Source organism: Chitinibacter sp. SCUT-21, assembly GCA_041874755.1.
In the GTDB taxonomy this organism is placed as follows: domain Bacteria; phylum Pseudomonadota; class Gammaproteobacteria; order Burkholderiales; family Chitinibacteraceae; genus Chitinibacter.
Genome location: CP102611.1, coordinates 1,702,003 through 1,718,933, shown reverse-complemented (window position 1 = coordinate 1,718,933; position 16,931 = coordinate 1,702,003). Strand labels below are relative to the sequence as shown.

The 16,931-nt window shown below is 50.9% G+C and carries 15 protein-coding genes; 8 read left to right on the top strand and 7 right to left on the bottom strand.

The genetic code is table 11. The annotated features are described in order from the left end of the window. Positions 1 to 292: 292 nt before the first annotated feature. The 5 genes from NT239_07995 (at position 293) to msrB (ending at position 8,845) form a co-directional block, all read left to right on the top strand. On the top strand, positions 293 to 3,325 hold the full coding sequence (locus tag NT239_07995; protein XGA72750.1) for an Hpt domain-containing protein: 3,033 nt from the start codon (positions 293 to 295) through the stop codon (positions 3,323 to 3,325). Continuing rightward, positions 3,300 to 5,663 carry a response regulator gene (locus NT239_07990; GenBank protein ID XGA72749.1) on the top strand — a complete coding sequence of 788 codons (2,364 nt, stop codon included), beginning with the start codon at positions 3,300 to 3,302 and terminating at the stop codon, positions 5,661 to 5,663. The genes NT239_07995 and NT239_07990 overlap by 26 nt, the downstream gene beginning before the upstream one ends. A 109-nt stretch (positions 5,664 to 5,772) precedes the next feature. Further along, complete coding sequence (locus NT239_07985; GenBank protein XGA72748.1) at positions 5,773 to 7,386, top strand: GGDEF domain-containing protein; 1,614 nt, start codon at positions 5,773 to 5,775, stop codon at positions 7,384 to 7,386. Continuing rightward, complete coding sequence (locus tag NT239_07980) at positions 7,383 to 8,444, top strand: hypothetical protein (GenBank protein XGA72747.1); 1,062 nt, start codon at positions 7,383 to 7,385, stop codon at positions 8,442 to 8,444. The genes NT239_07985 and NT239_07980 overlap by 4 nt, the downstream gene beginning before the upstream one ends. Before the next feature lie 8 nt (positions 8,445 to 8,452). Next, positions 8,453 to 8,845 carry a peptide-methionine (R)-S-oxide reductase MsrB gene (gene msrB / locus NT239_07975; GenBank protein XGA72746.1) on the top strand — a complete coding sequence of 131 codons (393 nt, stop codon included), beginning with the start codon at positions 8,453 to 8,455 and terminating at the stop codon, positions 8,843 to 8,845. A 49-nt stretch (positions 8,846 to 8,894) separates the two neighbouring features. Here the strand turns inward: msrB and NT239_07970 are convergent, their stop codons facing one another. The 6 genes from NT239_07970 to NT239_07945 all read right to left on the bottom strand — a co-directional run bounded on the left by NT239_07970 (position 8,895) and on the right by NT239_07945 (position 12,995). Next, entirely contained in the window at positions 8,895 to 9,161 is a 267-nt protein-coding gene (locus tag NT239_07970; GenBank protein ID XGA72745.1) for a hypothetical protein, read from the bottom strand. A gap of 205 nt (positions 9,162 to 9,366) precedes the next feature. Then, positions 9,367 to 9,864, bottom strand: a complete 498-nt coding sequence (locus tag NT239_07965) for a GNAT family N-acetyltransferase (GenBank protein ID XGA72744.1) — start codon at positions 9,862 to 9,864, stop codon at positions 9,367 to 9,369. Between the two features lie 72 nt (positions 9,865 to 9,936). Next, positions 9,937 to 10,665 carry an adenosylcobinamide-GDP ribazoletransferase gene (gene cobS, locus NT239_07960; protein XGA72743.1) on the bottom strand — a complete coding sequence of 243 codons (729 nt, stop codon included), beginning with the start codon at positions 10,663 to 10,665 and terminating at the stop codon, positions 9,937 to 9,939. Next, the gene (locus tag NT239_07955) at positions 10,665 to 11,267 is read right to left on the bottom strand and encodes a histidine phosphatase family protein (protein ID XGA72742.1); all 603 of its coding nucleotides are present in this window, start codon (positions 11,265 to 11,267) and stop codon (positions 10,665 to 10,667) included. Before NT239_07955 ends, cobS begins: the two co-directional genes overlap by 1 nt. Before the next feature lie 3 nt (positions 11,268 to 11,270). Further along, the gene (gene cobT, locus NT239_07950; GenBank protein ID XGA72741.1) at positions 11,271 to 12,317 is read right to left on the bottom strand and encodes a nicotinate-nucleotide--dimethylbenzimidazole phosphoribosyltransferase; all 1,047 of its coding nucleotides are present in this window, start codon (positions 12,315 to 12,317) and stop codon (positions 11,271 to 11,273) included. Between the two features lie 72 nt (positions 12,318 to 12,389). Next, a complete protein-coding gene (locus NT239_07945; GenBank protein ID XGA72740.1) occupies positions 12,390 to 12,995 on the bottom strand; it encodes a diguanylate cyclase in 606 nt (201 codons plus the stop codon). Between the two features lie 151 nt (positions 12,996 to 13,146). Here NT239_07945 and waaC point away from each other — a divergent pair, with 151 nt between their 5' ends. Genes waaC through NT239_07930 form a run of 3 tightly spaced genes read left to right on the top strand, consistent with a single transcriptional unit; the run spans position 13,147 to position 16,072 of the window. Beyond that, the gene (gene waaC, locus NT239_07940; protein XGA72739.1) at positions 13,147 to 14,124 is read left to right on the top strand and encodes a lipopolysaccharide heptosyltransferase I; all 978 of its coding nucleotides are present in this window, start codon (positions 13,147 to 13,149) and stop codon (positions 14,122 to 14,124) included. Beyond that, positions 14,125 to 15,396: a 3-deoxy-D-manno-octulosonic acid transferase gene (locus NT239_07935; protein XGA72738.1), complete on the top strand. Its 1,272-nt coding sequence runs from the start codon at positions 14,125 to 14,127 to the stop codon at positions 15,394 to 15,396. A gap of 4 nt (positions 15,397 to 15,400) precedes the next feature. Continuing rightward, the gene (locus NT239_07930; protein ID XGA72737.1) at positions 15,401 to 16,072 is read left to right on the top strand and encodes an HD domain-containing protein; all 672 of its coding nucleotides are present in this window, start codon (positions 15,401 to 15,403) and stop codon (positions 16,070 to 16,072) included. A gap of 23 nt (positions 16,073 to 16,095) precedes the next feature. Here the strand turns inward: NT239_07930 and NT239_07925 are convergent, their stop codons facing one another. Beyond that, a complete protein-coding gene (locus NT239_07925) occupies positions 16,096 to 16,881 on the bottom strand; it encodes a formate/nitrite transporter family protein (protein ID XGA72736.1) in 786 nt (261 codons plus the stop codon). Between the last annotated feature and the right edge of the window lie 50 nt (positions 16,882 to 16,931).

Below are 16,931 nucleotides of genomic sequence, written 5' to 3'. Positions count from 1 at the left end.
GCTGGATCGTGGTGAGCTTGATAGTTCATGTGTTGCGGTTGCTCAACGCGCCCTGATCGACGTCACTCAATATTTACAGCGATTAATGGCGGGAATGCCAAATGTGCCGTTGAGCCTGCTTCCAACATTTAAGGAAATGGCGCAATTAAGGCACGGCAATGATTCTGGTGCCGAGCTATTTTATCCGCAGCTAATGTTAGATTTGCCAGCAGGCTTACCAAGCAACCCGTTGACGGGGCCGTCACTGACTGCGTTGATTCGTCAGCAGCGCACACGCTATGAAAGCGGGCTATTGCGCTGGTTGAAGGGGCAAAATAGCGTAACACCTGTAATGGCTGCTGCATTGGCGGATTTAGCCAAAGCTCAAAGTTCAAATGTTCCGCGTGCCTTTTGGTGGACTGCCGCAGCGGTGGTGGATGGCCTTGGGACTAATCGAGCTGCATTAGATATTGAAGCGAAGCAATTGTTGTTACGCTTGAATTTGCAAATCCGGCGTTTGGCTGATGGGTCTACAAAGGTGGCAGAGCGATTGTTCCGCGATCTGTTGTATATCTTGGCGCAAATGGATACGGATAGTGCTCTTGCGAAAGGCCTTGTCATACAGTTTGAATTGTCCGCCTTGATCCCAAACCAGCAGGAAGTGATCTCTGTCGAGTCGGTTGCTAGTCAGCAATTGGCGCGGGCACTGCGGGATGAAGTCGCTCAAACTAAAGAATTGTGGTCGCGGGTTGCTAGTGGCAATTTAGAAAAACTAAATACGGTTCGCCAAAATTTAAAGCAACTAGCTAGCAAGTCTGAACCACTAAAAATTGAAGGACTGCCCCAGCTTTGGGCGACACTAGAAAATGCCTGCGCGGCTCAAGGTGCCAATGATTCCTTAGCTTTAGAAGTCGCTACCGGATTATTATTGGCCGAAAATGCATTATTAATTTACCCCAATCAGGCTGATGACTTTGTAGAGCAAATTCAGGCCCTTTGTGCGCGCTTTTCTAATCCAGACGCGGGTTTCGAACTCCCGCAGTTAGATGAAATTAGCCGAGAAGCTCAAGAAAGAATGCTGCTTGGTCAATTGGCTAACGAAATGCGCACCAACTTGCTTGGTATCGAAGAAATACTGGATGCATATTTCCGAGATGTGAATCAGCGTGCTGCATTGAACCAGATTGAACCGATGTTACATCAGGTGCAAGGCGCTCTGATGATGCTGGATCGTACTGTTGCAGTTGATTTGTGTCATGAGTGCTTATTGCATATTTCTGGGTATATTGAATCAGAAACCGCGCCTGAGCAGCATCAACTAGAGGATTTGGCGGAAGCTTTATCGGCACTTGGTTTTTATGTCGATGATATGGCCAATGGCCGCGATGATCATCAGCAGCTCTTTCCTGTTTTATTGCGTTTGAAGGGGCAACCAGCCCAAAGCGTTGGAGAAGCTCAGTTAGTTGAAGAGCCGATGGCTGTATTGGAGGCCGAGCCGGAGTTGCAAGGGCTTGTTGCAGCTCCTGCGATAGCTGTGGCTATTGCGCCGGATGTTGCAGATAACAAACCTCTTCCGGTATCTGAGGCGGCGATGGACGCCGAGTTACTTGAGGTTTATCTGGAAGAGGCCGTCGAAGTTCTAGCCGCTATTGATGCCAATATCCAAGTCCTAGCCAATGACCCGCTTCAACATGAGGCCATTACGACGATCCGCCGTAGCTTCCATACCCTCAAAGGAAGCGGTCGAATGGTTGGTTTGTTCCAGCTTGGTGAGGTCGCATGGTCTATTGAACAAGTGATGAATAAATGGCTGCAACTGGAAAAACCAGTTTCAGCTCGGTTATTGAGTTTGCTGACACAAACGCATCGAGCCTTTGTGGAATGGGTTGCTCAGTTGCAATCTCACGGCCAAGTTGCGGTTGAGGCGAGTGATATTGAAGCGGAAGCATTGGCTTTGCGCCAAGATGCAGATCTTGAGCCTGAGACCAAAGTTGAGTCGGTAACTATTGAGCCCGAAGTTGTTAATGAGGCTGCAGCATTTACTAATGAGCAGGAAGATTTGCAAATTGGTACGGTTCGAGTTTCACCCGTGCTATTTGGCATTTTCTGCGAGGAAGCGCAAAAGCATTTAAGTGCAATGAGGCATGGCGTTGCTGTGTTGGCTGAGTCCAATAAGGTAGAGCCACAATTCGTTTTGGCCGCGCATACCTTTGGTGGGATTGCATCCACTGCCGGTTTTATTCCTCAAGGCGAGCTGTCGTACGCGGTTGAGCATGCGCTGCAAAATATGGGTGAATCATCTGCAGAGCACATTGGTTTGTTTGCTGATGCGGTAGCGACCTTGGAGCAAATGCTCAACGATATTCTCCAGCTGCAAGCTCCAATCTCAGCGCCAGAGTTGTTATCGAGCTTTGCTCAACTCCAAACGAGTGATTCAGAGTTTGACCTGTCTTTCGATAGTGACGCGGCTACTGAGCCGGCAGAAATAACGAGCCAAGAAGATTTAACTGATCTTGCTTTACTTGATGCTCCCCTCGTTGACTCAACTAGTCCGGCGTCCGAATTAGCGTTGCTGGAATTAAGTCATCAGCTAGAAGAAATTTCGCTCGACTTAGAGTTGGATGAGAGCACACCATTGCAAGCAGAAGCAGAAGCAGAAGCAGAAGCAGAAGCAGAAGCAGAAGCAGAAGCAGAAGCAGAAGCAGAAGCAGAAGCAGAAGCAGAAGCAGAAGCAGAAGCAGAAGCAGAAGCAGAAGCAGAAGCAGAAGCAGAAGCAGAAGCAGAAGCAGAAGCAGAAAGCAGAAGCAGAAGCAGAAGCAGAAGCAGAAGCAGAAGCAGAAGCAGAAGCAGAAGCAGAAGCAGAAGCAGAAGCAGAAGCAGAAGCAGAAGCAGAAGCAGAAGCAGAAGCAGAAGCAGAAGCAGAAGCAGAAGCAGAAGCAGAAGCAGAAGCAGAAGCAGAAGCAGAAGCAGAAGCAGAAGCAGAAGCAGAAGCAGAAGCAGAAGCAGAAGCAGAAGCAGAAGCAGAAGCAGAAGCAGAAGCAGAAGCAGAAGCAGAAGCAGAAGCAGAAGCAGAAGCAGAAGCAGAAGCAGAAGCAGAAGCAGAAGCAGAAGCAGAAGCAGAAGCAGAAGCAGAAGCAGAAGCAGAAGCAGAAGCAGAAGCAGAAGCAGAAGCAGAAGCAGAAGCAGAAGCAGAAGCAGAAGCAGAAGCAGAAGCAGAAGCAGAAGCAGAAGCAGAAGCAGAAGCAGAAGCAGAAGCAGAAGCAGAAGCAGAAGCAGAAGCAGAAGCAGAAGCAGAAGCAGAAGCAGAAGCAGAACAAATTTTGGAAGCATTGACCGCTTCAACTGAGCAGGTTGCTGGTGTGGTGGGCGCGTCGCCAATCAACCAATTACTCTCAGGCGAGGAGCCTCGTGCTTCTGCGTTGCTAGAGCTTGAATCCAATCTGAACGATGATATTGATGAGCAGTTGCTGCCTATCTTTATCGAAGAGTCTGAGGAATTGTTACCGCTGATCGGTGAGGATATTCGTAGCCTTGCCCATGGTGGAGACGTTGAAGCTGCATTTAAGCGACTTAAGCGTACACTGCACACAGTGAAAGGCAGTGCACGTATGAGTGGCGCAATGCGAATGGGTGAAGCAGCCCACGTCATGGAGTCGCGCCTCATTGATAGTCAAGCTAGTGATCCTACGCTGGCCCAAAGACTTGAAGCGGACTATGACCTCGTGCTGGCCCTGTTTGCTGAACTAAGCCAGCCTGCCCCAGCTCCGGTAGAAAAAGTGGCGCAAGCGGAGTTTGCTGCTGCGCCTGTATTGCCCAAATTGTTAGCAGCTGCGGATCCCGATAATAAAACAGTGATTCGTGTTAAATCTGAATTGATTGATCAATTGGTCAATCAAGCCGGTGAGGTTGCCATTTCTCGGACCCGTATCGAGTCAGAAATGGTGGCGCTGAAATCATCATTGGTTGATTTGACTGAAAACGTGGCACGTTTGCGTGCTCAGTTGCGTGAGTTGGAGATTCAAGCAGAATCTCAAATGCAAGCTCGTGAGAAAGAAGTGCAAGATATGCACCGCGAGTTTGATCCGCTTGAATTTGATCGTTTTAGCCGTTTGCAGGAAGTAACACGCTTTATGGCCGAGTCGGTTAACGACGTGGCAACGGTGCAGCAGCATTTATTGAAAAACTTGGATGAGTCATCGGCAGCTTTGCTAGCACAATCTCGTATGACGAAAGAGTTGCAACAAAGTTTGATGCGCGTGCGTATGGTGCCGTTCTCCAGCGTTTCTGAACGTTTGTACCGTTTGACCCGTCAAGCCGGTAAAGAAGTCGGTAAAAAGGTCAATCTAGAGTTGAAAGGCGGTCGGGTTGATATCGACCGCGGTGTGCTCGATAAAATGATCTCACCGTTTGAGCACATGCTCCGCAACGCGATTGACCATGGCCTTGAAGACGCGCAAGCGCGTCGGCAAAGTGGTAAACCAGAATTTGGTGAGATTCAAATTGAAGTTCGTCAAGAAGGCAATGAGTTAGTTCTTTTGCTCAAAGATGATGGCCGCGGTTTGGATGTTGATCGCATTCGTCAAAAAGCGCTTGAAAAAGGCCTAATTAATGCAGAGCAAAATGTTTCGGATGCCGACGTTTGCCAATTGATTTTTGAGCCTGGTTTCTCGACCGCCACCACCGTTACGCAACTTTCTGGTCGTGGCATCGGCATGGATGTGGTGAAAAATGAAGTGAGTAATTTGGGCGGCAAGATCGATGTATCGTCGGTTGCTGGTCAGGGGACGACTTTCACTATTCACCTGCCATTAACGCTTGCAGTTGCTCAAGTCTTGTTGGTTAAAGGTGGTGAGCGCCTAATTGCAATCCCGTCTGTGATGGTTGAGCAAGTACAAGAGTTGAAGCAAGAAGCTTTGGCGGATTTGTACAAGAACCAATACCAAGAATGGTTAGGACAACGTTACCGTTTCGCCTATTTGCCGCGTCTCTTAGGGGATATTGAAGCAGTTCCCGAGCAGAAACGTTACTCTACCGTTGTCTTGCTACGTTCTGGCGCTGAGCGTATTGCGCTACACTTGGATCAATTGGTGAAGAACCAAGAGGTCGTTGTGAAGCCAATTGGTCCGCAACTAGCGCGTATTCCAGGGGTGGTTGGTGCAACTGTCCTAGGCACGGGTGAAATTGTCCTGATTATGAATCCATTGGCGTTGTTGGCTCAGTCGACGCAAATCGTGAGCTCTGTACGTCAGCAAACTGCAACGCCACAGCAAGTCTCACAAGCAACAATGCCAGAGCAATTAGCGACAGCACCAGTGGTGATGGTGGTCGATGACTCATTAACAGTGCGCAAGATCACTGGTCGATTGCTGGCTCGCGAAGGTTTCCAAGTCGTGACGGCAAAAGATGGAGTTGATGCATTGCAGCAGTTGCACGATGTGAAACCCGCAGTGATGTTGGTCGACATCGAAATGCCGCGGATGGATGGCTTTGAGTTAACTCGAAATGTACGTGTGGCTGAGGATACTCGCCATATTCCAATCATCATGATCACATCGCGTACTGCTGATAAGCATAAGAAATACGCGTTTGACCTTGGGGTCAATGCCTATCTTGGTAAGCCATATCAGGAAGAGGAATTGCTCACAATGATTCGACAATTTATTGCCGAGGGAATACCTGCTTAATTTTAGATGGTAATTACTGTCGCTTATGTGAAAACCCTGCAATGCAGGGTTTTCGTTTTTTACCTGTAAAAACAGCTATAGTGACTCACAAAGTCGATGATATTCGAATATGTCTGTGTCAGATAATACCCGCCAAATTGAACAGCTTATCGCCCAGGGGCGAGACTGGTTTGTGCCTGATTGTGCACGCACCATTGAGCTGATGGAACGAGCAGCTCAATTGGCTAGAGCCGAGTCGTGTTATGAGCAAGAGGCTCAGGCACAGCTATGGCTGGCGCGCAGCCATTGGGCGCTAGGGAATTTAGACGCGGGACATCAGGCGATTGCAAGATTAGAGGTGCTCGATCGCAAAGTGAAGTCGCCACGCTTAAACGCTGATTTTGAATTGGCACGAGGGCGACTGTATTTTTCCGCTTCTGAATATGGCGCAGCGCTAAAAAGTTGGAGTGCCTGCCTGCGAAAAGCGCTCAGTATTTCGGCTGTAGACCTCTATATCCAAGCCTCTCTAGGCGTTGGGAATGTGTATTTTGCGCTGCAACAGGCCGGTGATGCCTTAAATTGGCATGAAGTCGCCCTTGAGTTCGCTCAATCCTTGGGGGAGCACGAATTATTAGCTGAGAGCTATTTGCATGTGGCTGCGGATTTAAATGCCTTAGGCCAGTATGAATTGATGCTGATTTTATTTACCAAAGGTGAACAAGCATTTCATCATACGCAGCACCATGCATGGCGTGCGGATTGGTATAGCTATCGCGGCGAGGCGTGCTTGGCTCTGCAGCGACTCGATGAAGCCAAGGATTGGTTGCATCGTGCCTGGGAAATCAACCGAAAGACGACATACCTATGGAGCCAATCACTGAATTTGCTCAACCTCGGTAAAGTTTATGTCGCATTACAAGGGTATGAGAAAGCTGCGGAATATTTGAGTTTGGCTGAGCAGAAAATTAACTCGTTTGGGTCATTAACATTAATGCTTAGGGTGTACTCCCAGCTTTCAGAGTTGGGGCTGCTCACGCAAAACTATCAAATGGCGTGGGAAAATCGGCGCAAATATCACGTTCTGGCCATACAAAACGCCCAGAAATTAGCCAGTGAACGGCTCAATACCGCGTTAGAGCGCCGAATTCGTGAGCTTGATACCCAGTTAATGGTGCTACAAACAAGGCAAGAAAATGTCATGCTGCGGCAGCAAAACTCCGCCGACTCCGAGTTACTGCAAACCTTGTTGCATGCCTCATTACAAGACCCATTAACGGGTGCGGGTAATCGTCGACAACTAGATCAAGAAATGCCGATTTTGTATCAGCGGTGCCGGGAAGATGAGCGGCCATTGTCGGTGTTAATGGTGGATCTAGACTATTTCAAGCGAGTTAACGATACGTTTGGACACTTGATCGGCGATGAAGTTATTCGGGCTACCGCAAAAATCTTGTTGCAATCGTGCCGAGGTGGGGATTTGGTCGCGCGCTATGGTGGCGAGGAGTTCGTTTTGTTATTACCGGGCGCGGTAGGCATCACCGCAGTCGAGGTCGCAGAAAGGATTCGATTACGGATCGGTGCTTATGCTTGGCATGAAGTACACCCGGATTTAGCTGTCACCGCCAGTATTGGTGTGGCAGAGTTGAGTGCAGAGCTGGATGCCGCAGCGTTGTTAGAGCATGCCGACCAAGCTTTATATCGAGCCAAAGAATTGGGGCGCAATCGCGTGGAGTCTTATCAATGACACCCGAAGAGTTTGATCTTGCTTTGCCTGAAATTAAAAAAGCGATGTTTGACGACAAAGCGCCTGAACTTATGAGTGCGGCGCTGAGTCAAGCGCAGAAAATGGTCTATCCCCAAGGTCAGGCAATGGCCTTGCTTTATCGTGGTGAATACCTGATCGACCTTGGCGAACAACCTGGCTTAGCCTTTAAAGATTTTCGAGAAGCAGGGCTGATTGCCCGGCAATTGCGAAATTGGAATTTATTAGCGCAAACGCTGCATTGGCAAGCACAAAGCCAGTTATTGCAGGGCGAGTATATGCGTGCGCTTGACGTCTGGTTGCAGGCTTTGCAAACCGCGATTGAAGCCGAGGATAGCCGTGCATTTATTCGGGGCTATTCGGGTATTGCACAGGTATGCTTGGTATTTGGTCAATTGGATATTTCTTTGGAATATCAACGTCGGGCTTTGATGCTGGCCGATAGTGTTCCCGATATTGCCTTGCAAATTGATTGTTTGCTTGCCTTGATTGCCACTTGTTACCGTCGGCAATTATTTGATGAAATGCGCAATTTATTGGTGCGCCTAAAAGAAAAAATCAAACTTCGGCCACATCTTGAGACTCAGGCTGAATTTCATATCTACTCAGGCCTAATCCACCTTGATCTGCATGAGCTAGATCAGGCCTTCGAGCACTTACAATTGGCGCGGGTGCTGGCCAAACAGTTTGGCGGGTTGTGGTGTCGTTCGTTTGTAGCGCTGATTTTGGGGCGGATTTACTTACAGCAAGGGCGTTTAGAAGACGCCAAGGCATCGCTTGAACAGTGTTTACACTTAGGCGAGCAGATTAAAGGTTTTGCGATGGGGCAGGAGGCGCATCAATTATTGGAGGAGTTGTGTGCGGCGCAAGGCGATTATCAAGGTGCTTTAGTGCACTTGGATTATGCTCATGTGCAACAATTAAGCTTGTTTCAGCGGCAAGCTGAGCGTAAATTGACACGTGTTTTTCAAAAGCCCCTTCATCAAATTGAAGTGGCGCTGCGGTTGGAATTAAGCCGAATTCGATACAGCCAGATTTAGAGTGAGATATGGATAAGATTCGTAAGACGGAAACCGAATGGAAATTACAGCTTAGCCAAGAGGCTTTTCGTGTCACGCGCCAAGCCGGCACCGAGCGGCCTTTTTCGGGTGAGTTGTATCGCGTCACCGCAGAAGGCGACTATCACTGTATCTGTTGTGATAGCCTGTTGTTTAAATCCGGTACTAAATTTGACGCCGGTTGCGGCTGGCCTAGCTTTTGGCAAGAAGCAGTCCCCGGCAGTATCGAGCGCCATCGTGATTTAAGCCACGGTATGATTCGCGAAGAAGTGCGCTGCGCGCGTTGTGATGCGCACCTAGGCCATGTGTTTCCCGATGGCCCAGAGCCAACTGGTGAGCGTTATTGCATCAATTCGGTGGCTTTAAAATTCTATCCAGACTAAGGGTATTGGCTTGTGGCAATTTTTAAGCTTGGCCTGCTGCAATATACCCTTATTCGTAATCTGGAACGCCGTGTGCGCTAAGAATGTAATCAAATTCGCTAAAATCAGTCGCTTGCGCTAAAAATGGCTGCAAAGCTTCTAGGCGCGCCTCATCCAGTAGATACGACAGCTTCATCTCTGGATCGGGCTTGTCTTGTTCGGCAGCAAATAGGCTAAATAGAAAATCCAGCTGCAGCTCGTCGCTCAGTGGCAGCGTACCAACAAAGCCACCTTCCATGCCTTTTTCCCAAACTTCGAGTACGCGGATAATTTTCATGGTTTAGGCTCGGTGTATGGTAAAGCGCAGATTATCGCTACAGCGCTCTGTCGAGTCTAGACTTTGGTGCGATTAATTCAGGGTAAAGGGGCTTTCAATTCATCCACCCTGTGCGTCATTGTAGCCGCCGCCAAGTAGCGCGTATTGCTCCAGTGAGCTACAACTCCCAACCTAGGACAGTTAGTTATCGACGGGCAAACTCGAGTTACAGTCTGCTGGCGAGCTTTTTCAAGCTTGTTCCGGAAAGCCGATAGCTAAGTCTTTCTACAACCAATTCAGCGCCAAGACTTTCATAGAACGAGATGCCCGCGATATTGTTGTGCTTCACTGGCCAATCAATTCGGCAGCAACCACTGTCTATGGCATATCGAGCAATCCAAGCCAAAATAGCCTTTCCAATACCGTGCCCTCTTTGAGTAGAGTGCACAAAGAGTTCTTTTAGTTGAACCTGTCGGTTTTTTTCCGGTGACGGTTCGACAAGTGAGTAGGTCAAGGAAATCGCGGCGAAGCCGACCACAACACCGTCACCGTTGATCGCAACTACTAATTGCAGGGGGGATGTGGGCGCCAAAATGTTGTTGAGCAGATGCTCTCTGACGACTCTTCGATTAGGTGCAGAATTTTCGTTGTAGTAGCTGTGAAGTTCCAGCAATAAATCAATCAAAGATTCATACTGATTTTCTGAAATTAATTCAACGCGCATTGGATTTGATCTGGAATGAAATCGTGTCTGCTTTTGACTGCACTGACAAAGTTTATTATGTTGCGGCAACTGTTATTGCGCGAGCACAGTCGCAAGTGTTGTGACCAGCAGCAAAGCCGTTTCCGATACTTCAATGCCAGCGCCAAGGCAATCGCCGGTGACGCCGCCTAGCTTGCGCTTAAGCCACGCCCGATAGGCGTAGATGACGATTAGCCCCGCACACAGCCATGGGCTAAGCCAAGCTGATGCCGCGAATAAGCCCAGCCACCACGCCCACGCTAAGAGGGGGGACTTAGACCAGCCAAATTGTTCGGCCATTCCGGGCGCTAAGCTTGGTAAAGTTTGCCAGCTATACACGCCGCTGCGCGCCCATGCGGGAATAAGCACAATTGCCCACCACGCCTGTGCGCGCACGCACAGCATTAGCAACACTAATTTGAGCATCAATTGCAAAATCAGGCTGATAACGCCAAAGCTGCCCAGATGCGGGTCTTTCAACACCGCCAAAAAGCGTTGCGGGTCGCGATGGGCGGCGCCTAGCCCGTCGGATAAATCGGCCAAGCCGTCTAGGTGCAAACCGCCGGTAATCCACGTCCACAGCAAAACACCGAGCACCGCTGCCAGCCAAGACTCGTGGGCGAGGAAATAGCTAGGGATGAGTAAAAAGCCACCAATCAGCAAGCCCACCGCCGGAAACCAGCCAACGGATTGGGCGAGCATGCTCGGCTCAAAGTGCTTAATTTGTGGCGTAGGCAGTCGAGTTAAAAACTGAATCGCCAAAATGGGGTGTTGCCAGCGCATTAATCGGCCGCCAAGGTGTTGGAGAGTTCGAGCAGCATTGGTGGGTAATGTTGATCCCACCACAGCGTGACCGATCCAGCCGTGGTGAGCCAAAATTGCTGATGGCGCTCTGGCGGCAGATTAAACGCTGCGAGCAAAATAGCTTTAATCGTGCCTTGATGCGCAATCAGTACGCGGTGTTCAACTTCGCCCTGCGCGATCCACGCGTCGAGCGCTTTAAGCACCCGCTGCTGAAATTCATCCCAGCCTTCGCCATTAGGTAAAGGGGATTGACGTGGATTGGCTTGCCATGCATCCCAATGGGTATGGTCTTCATCGCTCCATTCAGACTTAGCTTTGCCATCAATACACCCTAGGTGTATTTCCTGAAAGGCGTGATCAAGGTGGAGTGGTACTTGCAATTGCTGCGCGCAATCAAGCGCAAAATCAGCGCAACGCGCCAAGGTTGAGCTGGCGAGTGCATCAACCTGTTGTGCGCTGAGCATCTGCCAGCGCGCCTGCATTTGTGCGCGCCCTAAAGCCGAGAGCTGCGGATTGCTCTGGCCAAAAATCGCCTCGCTCGCGCCCTCTGCTTCGCCATGCCGAATCAGCGTTAAGCGCATGCTTTACACCATCTTCGCGGCCGCGACGCCCGCTTCTGCAAAAGTTGCCATTTCACCATGCAAGGCCAGCGCACTTTGCAGTAGCGGCAGGCAAACCGCTGCACCACTGGCTTCGCCCAAGCGCATGCCTAGGTCAAGCAATGGCGTTAAGCCGAGCGCTTGCAGCGCGAAACGATGCCCCGCTTCTTGCGAAACATGGCTGGCCAGCAACCAATCGGCAACTTCGGGTTTGGCTTTCACCGCCACCAGCGCGGCCGCGGTGGTGATAAAGCCATCTAACAGCGCAGGCACGCCGTGATCGGCTGCTGCGGTGTAAAAACCAGCGAGGGCGGCGATTTCTAATCCGCCAACTTCGCGCAACCAATCGAGTGGGGCGAGTTCTCCGTGCGCTTGAGCGCGTTGGATTGCATCGTTCACCACATTAATTTTGAGTTGGTGCTGCTGGGTATTGATCCCAGTGCCAAGCCCAACAATCTCTTCAGCTTTATACCCTGTTAAGACGCAAATCAGCGCTGCGGCTGAGGTGGTATTGGCGATACCCATTTCGCCGCCGATCAGCAGCGTTTTGCCATTGCGGATCATTTCTTCGGCGCAGGCGTAGCCGGTACGGAACGCGGCAGCGCATTGTTCGCTACTCATCGCTGCTTGGTGACGCAAGTTCGCCGTGCCTTTAGCAACAGGGGCGCGAAATAGTCGTGTTTTGCTTTCCACTGGATTGGGGTAATCGCTGGCAACACCCACATCGACTACGACCAACGTGGCTTGATGTTGATTAGCTAAAACATTGATCGCTGCACCGCCGTTAATGAAATTAACCACCATTTGCGCCGTCACTTCAGCAGGAAACGCCGAAACCCCTTCCGCCGCAACGCCATGATCGGCGGCAAATACTGCAATCGCAGGTTTTACGCGACTAGGGGTGGGTTGCGGTAGACGAGCCGCCAGCCAAATAGCAAGGTCTTCGAGCCGACCTAGGCTGCCGGCAGGTTTGGTCAGTTGGCTTTGGCGCTCGCGCGCCGCATCGGCAAGTGCGGAGTTGGGGTTTGGCATAGTTAGACAGCGTGAAATCAGAATTTGCCGACTTTAGCCTTATGCGGGTATTGCGGCAATCGGAATTTTTGCTCAAGCCGCAGCTTTAAGAGTAAAAGTGTGGACGCGATCAATGCCGTACTGCATCGCCTGCTGTAGAGCGGTGTCGGCATCTAGCAATAAATCATCGATGGTTTGCGTTTCTGATTGCAATGTTGCCACGCCTATCGTGACCGAAACGGTGAGTTGCAGCTGGTTTTCTAACGGAATTGCACTTTGTTTTACTTTGGCGCGTAAGCGTTCGGCAACGACTATCGCACCAGCCGAATCAGTATTGGGTAGGATAAGGACAATTTCTTCGCCAGAAAATCGCCCAATCAGGTCAAAATCGCGGGTGGCTGAGCGCGCTGCATTGGCAACGTGACGTAAGGCCAGATCGCCAGCTTGGTGCCCATATTGGTGGTTGATTTTGGAGCAATAATCCAAATCAACCAAAAGGGCAGATACTTTGCTATTGCTGCGTTGGGCTCGATTGATTTCGTGTTCAGCCAAAGCCATTAAATGTTGGCGGTGGTATAAGCCGGTTAATTGGTCTTGGTTATTTACATCGCTATGATTCACTAGCGTGCGCAAGCGGCGTATGGTTTGCCATTGCCAAATAATAATGCCCAAAAGGCCAATACAAAGAATCAGCCACATAATCTGCCCAAAGTCGTTTGGTGTAACTTTTATCGTAGCAGGCTCTATAAAAAAAACAGTTTCCAGCTCACAATGGCGCGTAATAAATAACCCTAGGTCGGGCGAAGATCTCCTTGCATGGTCTTTATCAATTGCCTGTTAAAATAGTGTCATGAAAAGTAAATTACCAATCCGCAATATCTTGATAGTTCGCATGTCGTCGATGGGGGATGTTATCCATCAATGGCCTGCGGTGACCGATTTAGCGCGTGCTTACCCAGACGCGGCCATTGATTGGGTGGTCGAAGAGGGCTTTGCCGAGTTGCCGCGTTTGCATCCTGCGGTGCGACGGGTCATTCCGGTCGCTTTGCGCCGCTGGCGTAAATCGCTGCTCGCTGATCAAACACACCAGCAATGGGCACAATTTAAAACTGATCTTCGTGCCTGCCGTTATGATTTGGTTCTGGATGCACAAGGGCTGATTAAAAGTGCTGCGATTGCTAAATGCACTTGCGGTCCGGTGGCGGGTTTTGATCGCCATTCCATTCGCGAACCGCTCGCCAGCTTGGCCTACGATCGCAAATATGCGGTGAGTAAATCGCTGCATGCCATCGAGCGTAATCGCCGCTTGAGCGCGTCGGCGCTGAATTATCAATTTGAAGGCGGGATCGACTACGGGCTTAAAGTGCCTGACCTTGCTTTGCCGTGGCTACCTGAAACGCCGTACGCCGTGTGCTTAACGGCAACGAGTAGGGCGGACAAAGAGTGGTCGGAAGCTAATTGGATCGTCCTTGGGCAAAAAATGCTTGCGCTGGGCGTTCGACCGATCTTCCCATGGGGCAGCCCAAACGAGCGAGCGCGTGCCGAACGCCTAGCCGCCGCGCTCCCCGCCGCCATCGTTGCGCCCAAGCTCAGCTTGACTGAAGCTGCGGCCTTACTCGCGCAAGCCAGAATTGTCGTCGGTGTTGATACCGGTTTGGTGCATTTGGCCGCAGCCGTCGCGGTGCCGACGGTCGCGATTTTCTGCGCGTCTGATCCTGAACTCACCGGCATTCGCGCCAGTGGCTACGCGGTTAATCTCGGTCAGCGTGGTGCTGCGCCGAGCGTCGACACGGTGTGGAGTGCAGTGCAAGCAGGTTGGCGCGAATAAATGTTGCTCTACCGTATCGCGCTTTGGTTGGCCTTTCCTTTGGTCTGGCTCTACCTACTCAAACGCAGCCGCAAGCAGCCAGAGTATCGACTCAATTGGGCTGAGCGACTGGGATATTATTCTGTAGATATCATTCAATCTAACCTACATGGCGATACCCGTCCTATTTGGTTGCACGCAGTGTCGGTTGGCGAGATGCGTGCGGCGCAGCCGATTATTCGCGCTTTGCAGCAACGCTACCCCACAATCCCCTTATTGCTCACCTGCATGACGCCAACTGGCCGCGCCACGGCGCATGAGTTGTATGGTGCAGCCTCGGGTATTAACGCGACGATTGTATTTCTGCCCTACGATTATCCATCGGCGATTCGCCGCTTTTTGCAGCGTTTTAATCCGCGTTTGGGTCTGATTATCGACACTGAAATCTGGCCGTATTGTATTAGCAAATGCCAGCGCGCAGGCATTCCGCTGGTGCTGGCCAATGCGCGGATGTCGCAAAAATCATTAAATGGCTATTTGAAAATTGCGCCACTGTTTCGCCGTGTGATGCCCAAGTTCGCTGCCGTATTAGCTCAAACGCAGCAAGATGCTGCTCGTTTGACGCAAATGGGTGCAAAAGACGTCAAAGTAATGGGTAATGTGAAATTTGACAATCAACTTGACCCATTGTTAATCGCGCAAGGGCATGCTTGGAAAAACAACTTAGCGCGCAAAACACTGCTGCTCGCCTCTAGCCGCGACGGAGAAGAAGCGCTGGTGCTGCAAGCACTCGGCGCATTGCCAGCCGATACGCTATTGATTATCGTGCCGCGCCACCCACAGCGCTTTGACGCGGTCGCTGCATTACTAGAGTCAAAGGGCTTGAGCTATATTCGCCGCAGCCATTGGCAAGGCGAAGCGTTGACGCAGCAAGTGTTGCTGGGCGATAGCATGGGCGAAATGGTGGCGTGGTATAGCGCCGCCGATGTCACGATCATGGGCGGCTCCATTTTAAAGTTTGGTAGCCAAAATCTAATCGAGGCCGCCGCCTGTGGCAGCCCGGTGATCATCGGCCCATCAACATATAATTTCGCCCAAGCCTCCAGTGAGGCGATTGCCGCTGGTGCGGCATGGCAGGGTGAAGACGCTACGGCCGTGTGCGCCGATGCTTTGCGTGTGCTGAACGATCCCGCTCGGCAGCAGCAAATGGGGCAGGCTGGCGTGGCGTTTAGCTTGGCGCATCGTGGCGCAACCGAGAAATTGCTGCAAACCGTCAAGGTTTGGATCCAGTAATCACATGTTGCAAGTCGACGCAATGAGTTCAATGATCTTGGATTGGCGCGAGCGCTTGATTGACTTGGCTCGAGTCCAAACGGCGGATGATGGCGCGCACGATTTAAACCACCTGCATCGGGTTTGGCAGAATGCGCAGCAACTGCTGGCGTCTCATCCTGAGGCAGATCAGCTAATCGTTTTGGCCGCCTGTTATCTGCACGACATTATTAATTTGCCGAAGAACGACCCGCAGCGCCATCTGGCGTCGCAACTGGCAGCGAGCAAGGCGGGCGAAATACTGCAAAGCTTGGGTTTTCCAAGCGAGAAATTAGCTGGCGTGCAGCATGCGATTGCCGCGCACAGCTATTCGGCAGGGCTGGGGGCGCACAGTATTGAAGCGCAAATCGTGCAAGACGCCGATCGGCTCGACGCACTAGGCGCGGTGGGCCTTGCACGGCTGTATTACACCGCCGGGCGGATGGGATCGGCTTTGGCACATGCCGATGACCCATTGGCGCTAAATCGGGCGCTGGACGATAAGCGCTATGCGCTCGATCATATCGAAGTTAAATTGGCGACTTTACCCGCAACGATGCATACCGCCACTGCGCAACAACTTGGGCTGCAACGTTTGGCGGCGTTGCGCGAATTTCGGCAGCAGTTTGCTGCCGAATGGGGGGCGACTAGCGATTAAATCAGCCGCACAGCCCCGCTCATTTATTGTTCTGAACCAGTGTCGTGATATTCAGTCGGGTTCAGATAGGCAAATGGCAACCCTAAAAACACCACGCCACCGACGATATTGCCCAAGGTGCTGTAGGTCAGATTATGTAAGGCTTCGCCCGCGCTAATGCTGCCGTTGCCCAAGAGTGAAATGGCAAAGGTGCCCATATTGGCGATCGAATGCTCAAAGCCGCTGTAGAGGAAAATAAAGACCACCAGCATCATCACCATGATTTTGGCGACGTCTTCTTTGCAGCGCAGCGCCAAACGGACCGCTAGGCAAACAATCCAGTTGGCCAGCACGCCTTTAAAGAAAATCACCTGCGCACTTTGATGTACCTTATGCGCCGCACCCGCATATAGTGCATGATCGCTTGGCAGCGGCTGAATCACGCCCGCTCCGTACAACAAGCCCGCGACGATGGCTGCCCCGAGTAAATTGCCGCAGAAACACACCGTCCATAAAAACGTGGTTTCTTTCCAATTGGTTTTGCCCTCGGCGGAGGATACGCTGAGGTACATCGTATTGCTGGTAAACAGCTCGGCGTTAGTGAACACAATAATCGTCAGCCCCACGCCAAAAAACAGCGAAGCAATCACTTTACCGAGCGAAATATCGTGCAGATTGTGTACCAGTAGCCAGTATGTAAACACGGTGATGGTTAAATACATGCCGGCCAAAATCGAGCGCACGGTATAACGGCGTGGGTCGGTGCGCAGTAAATTGAGTTTATTCAGGCCGCTATCGGCGGCTTTTTCGACATAAGAGCGATCGAGCATGATTTATGCTTCCGAGTTTGGAGTATAGGGCTGTAGCTTATTACAAATAA

Excerpts from the sequence above, each read along its gene's own strand:
- NT239_07985 (XGA72748.1), top strand. The coding sequence starts at position 5,773 with ATGTCTGTGTCAGATAATACCCGCCAAATTGAACAGCTTATCGCCCAG.
- NT239_07980 (XGA72747.1), top strand. The coding sequence starts at position 7,383 with ATGACACCCGAAGAGTTTGATCTTGCTTTGCCTGAAATTAAAAAAGCG.
- msrB (XGA72746.1), top strand. The coding sequence starts at position 8,453 with ATGGATAAGATTCGTAAGACGGAAACCGAATGGAAATTACAGCTTAGC.
- NT239_07970 (XGA72745.1), bottom strand. The coding sequence starts at position 9,161 with ATGAAAATTATCCGCGTACTCGAAGTTTGGGAAAAAGGCATGGAAGGT.
- NT239_07965 (XGA72744.1), bottom strand. The coding sequence starts at position 9,864 with ATGCGCGTTGAATTAATTTCAGAAAATCAGTATGAATCTTTGATTGAT.
- cobS (XGA72743.1), bottom strand. The coding sequence starts at position 10,665 with ATGCGCTGGCAACACCCCATTTTGGCGATTCAGTTTTTAACTCGACTG.
- NT239_07955 (XGA72742.1), bottom strand. The coding sequence starts at position 11,267 with ATGCGCTTAACGCTGATTCGGCATGGCGAAGCAGAGGGCGCGAGCGAG.
- cobT (XGA72741.1), bottom strand. The coding sequence starts at position 12,317 with ATGCCAAACCCCAACTCCGCACTTGCCGATGCGGCGCGCGAGCGCCAA.
- NT239_07945 (XGA72740.1), bottom strand. The coding sequence starts at position 12,995 with ATGTGGCTGATTCTTTGTATTGGCCTTTTGGGCATTATTATTTGGCAA.
- waaC (XGA72739.1), top strand. The coding sequence starts at position 13,147 with ATGAAAAGTAAATTACCAATCCGCAATATCTTGATAGTTCGCATGTCG.
- NT239_07935 (XGA72738.1), top strand. The coding sequence starts at position 14,125 with ATGTTGCTCTACCGTATCGCGCTTTGGTTGGCCTTTCCTTTGGTCTGG.
- NT239_07930 (XGA72737.1), top strand. The coding sequence starts at position 15,401 with ATGTTGCAAGTCGACGCAATGAGTTCAATGATCTTGGATTGGCGCGAG.
- NT239_07925 (XGA72736.1), bottom strand. The coding sequence starts at position 16,881 with ATGCTCGATCGCTCTTATGTCGAAAAAGCCGCCGATAGCGGCCTGAAT.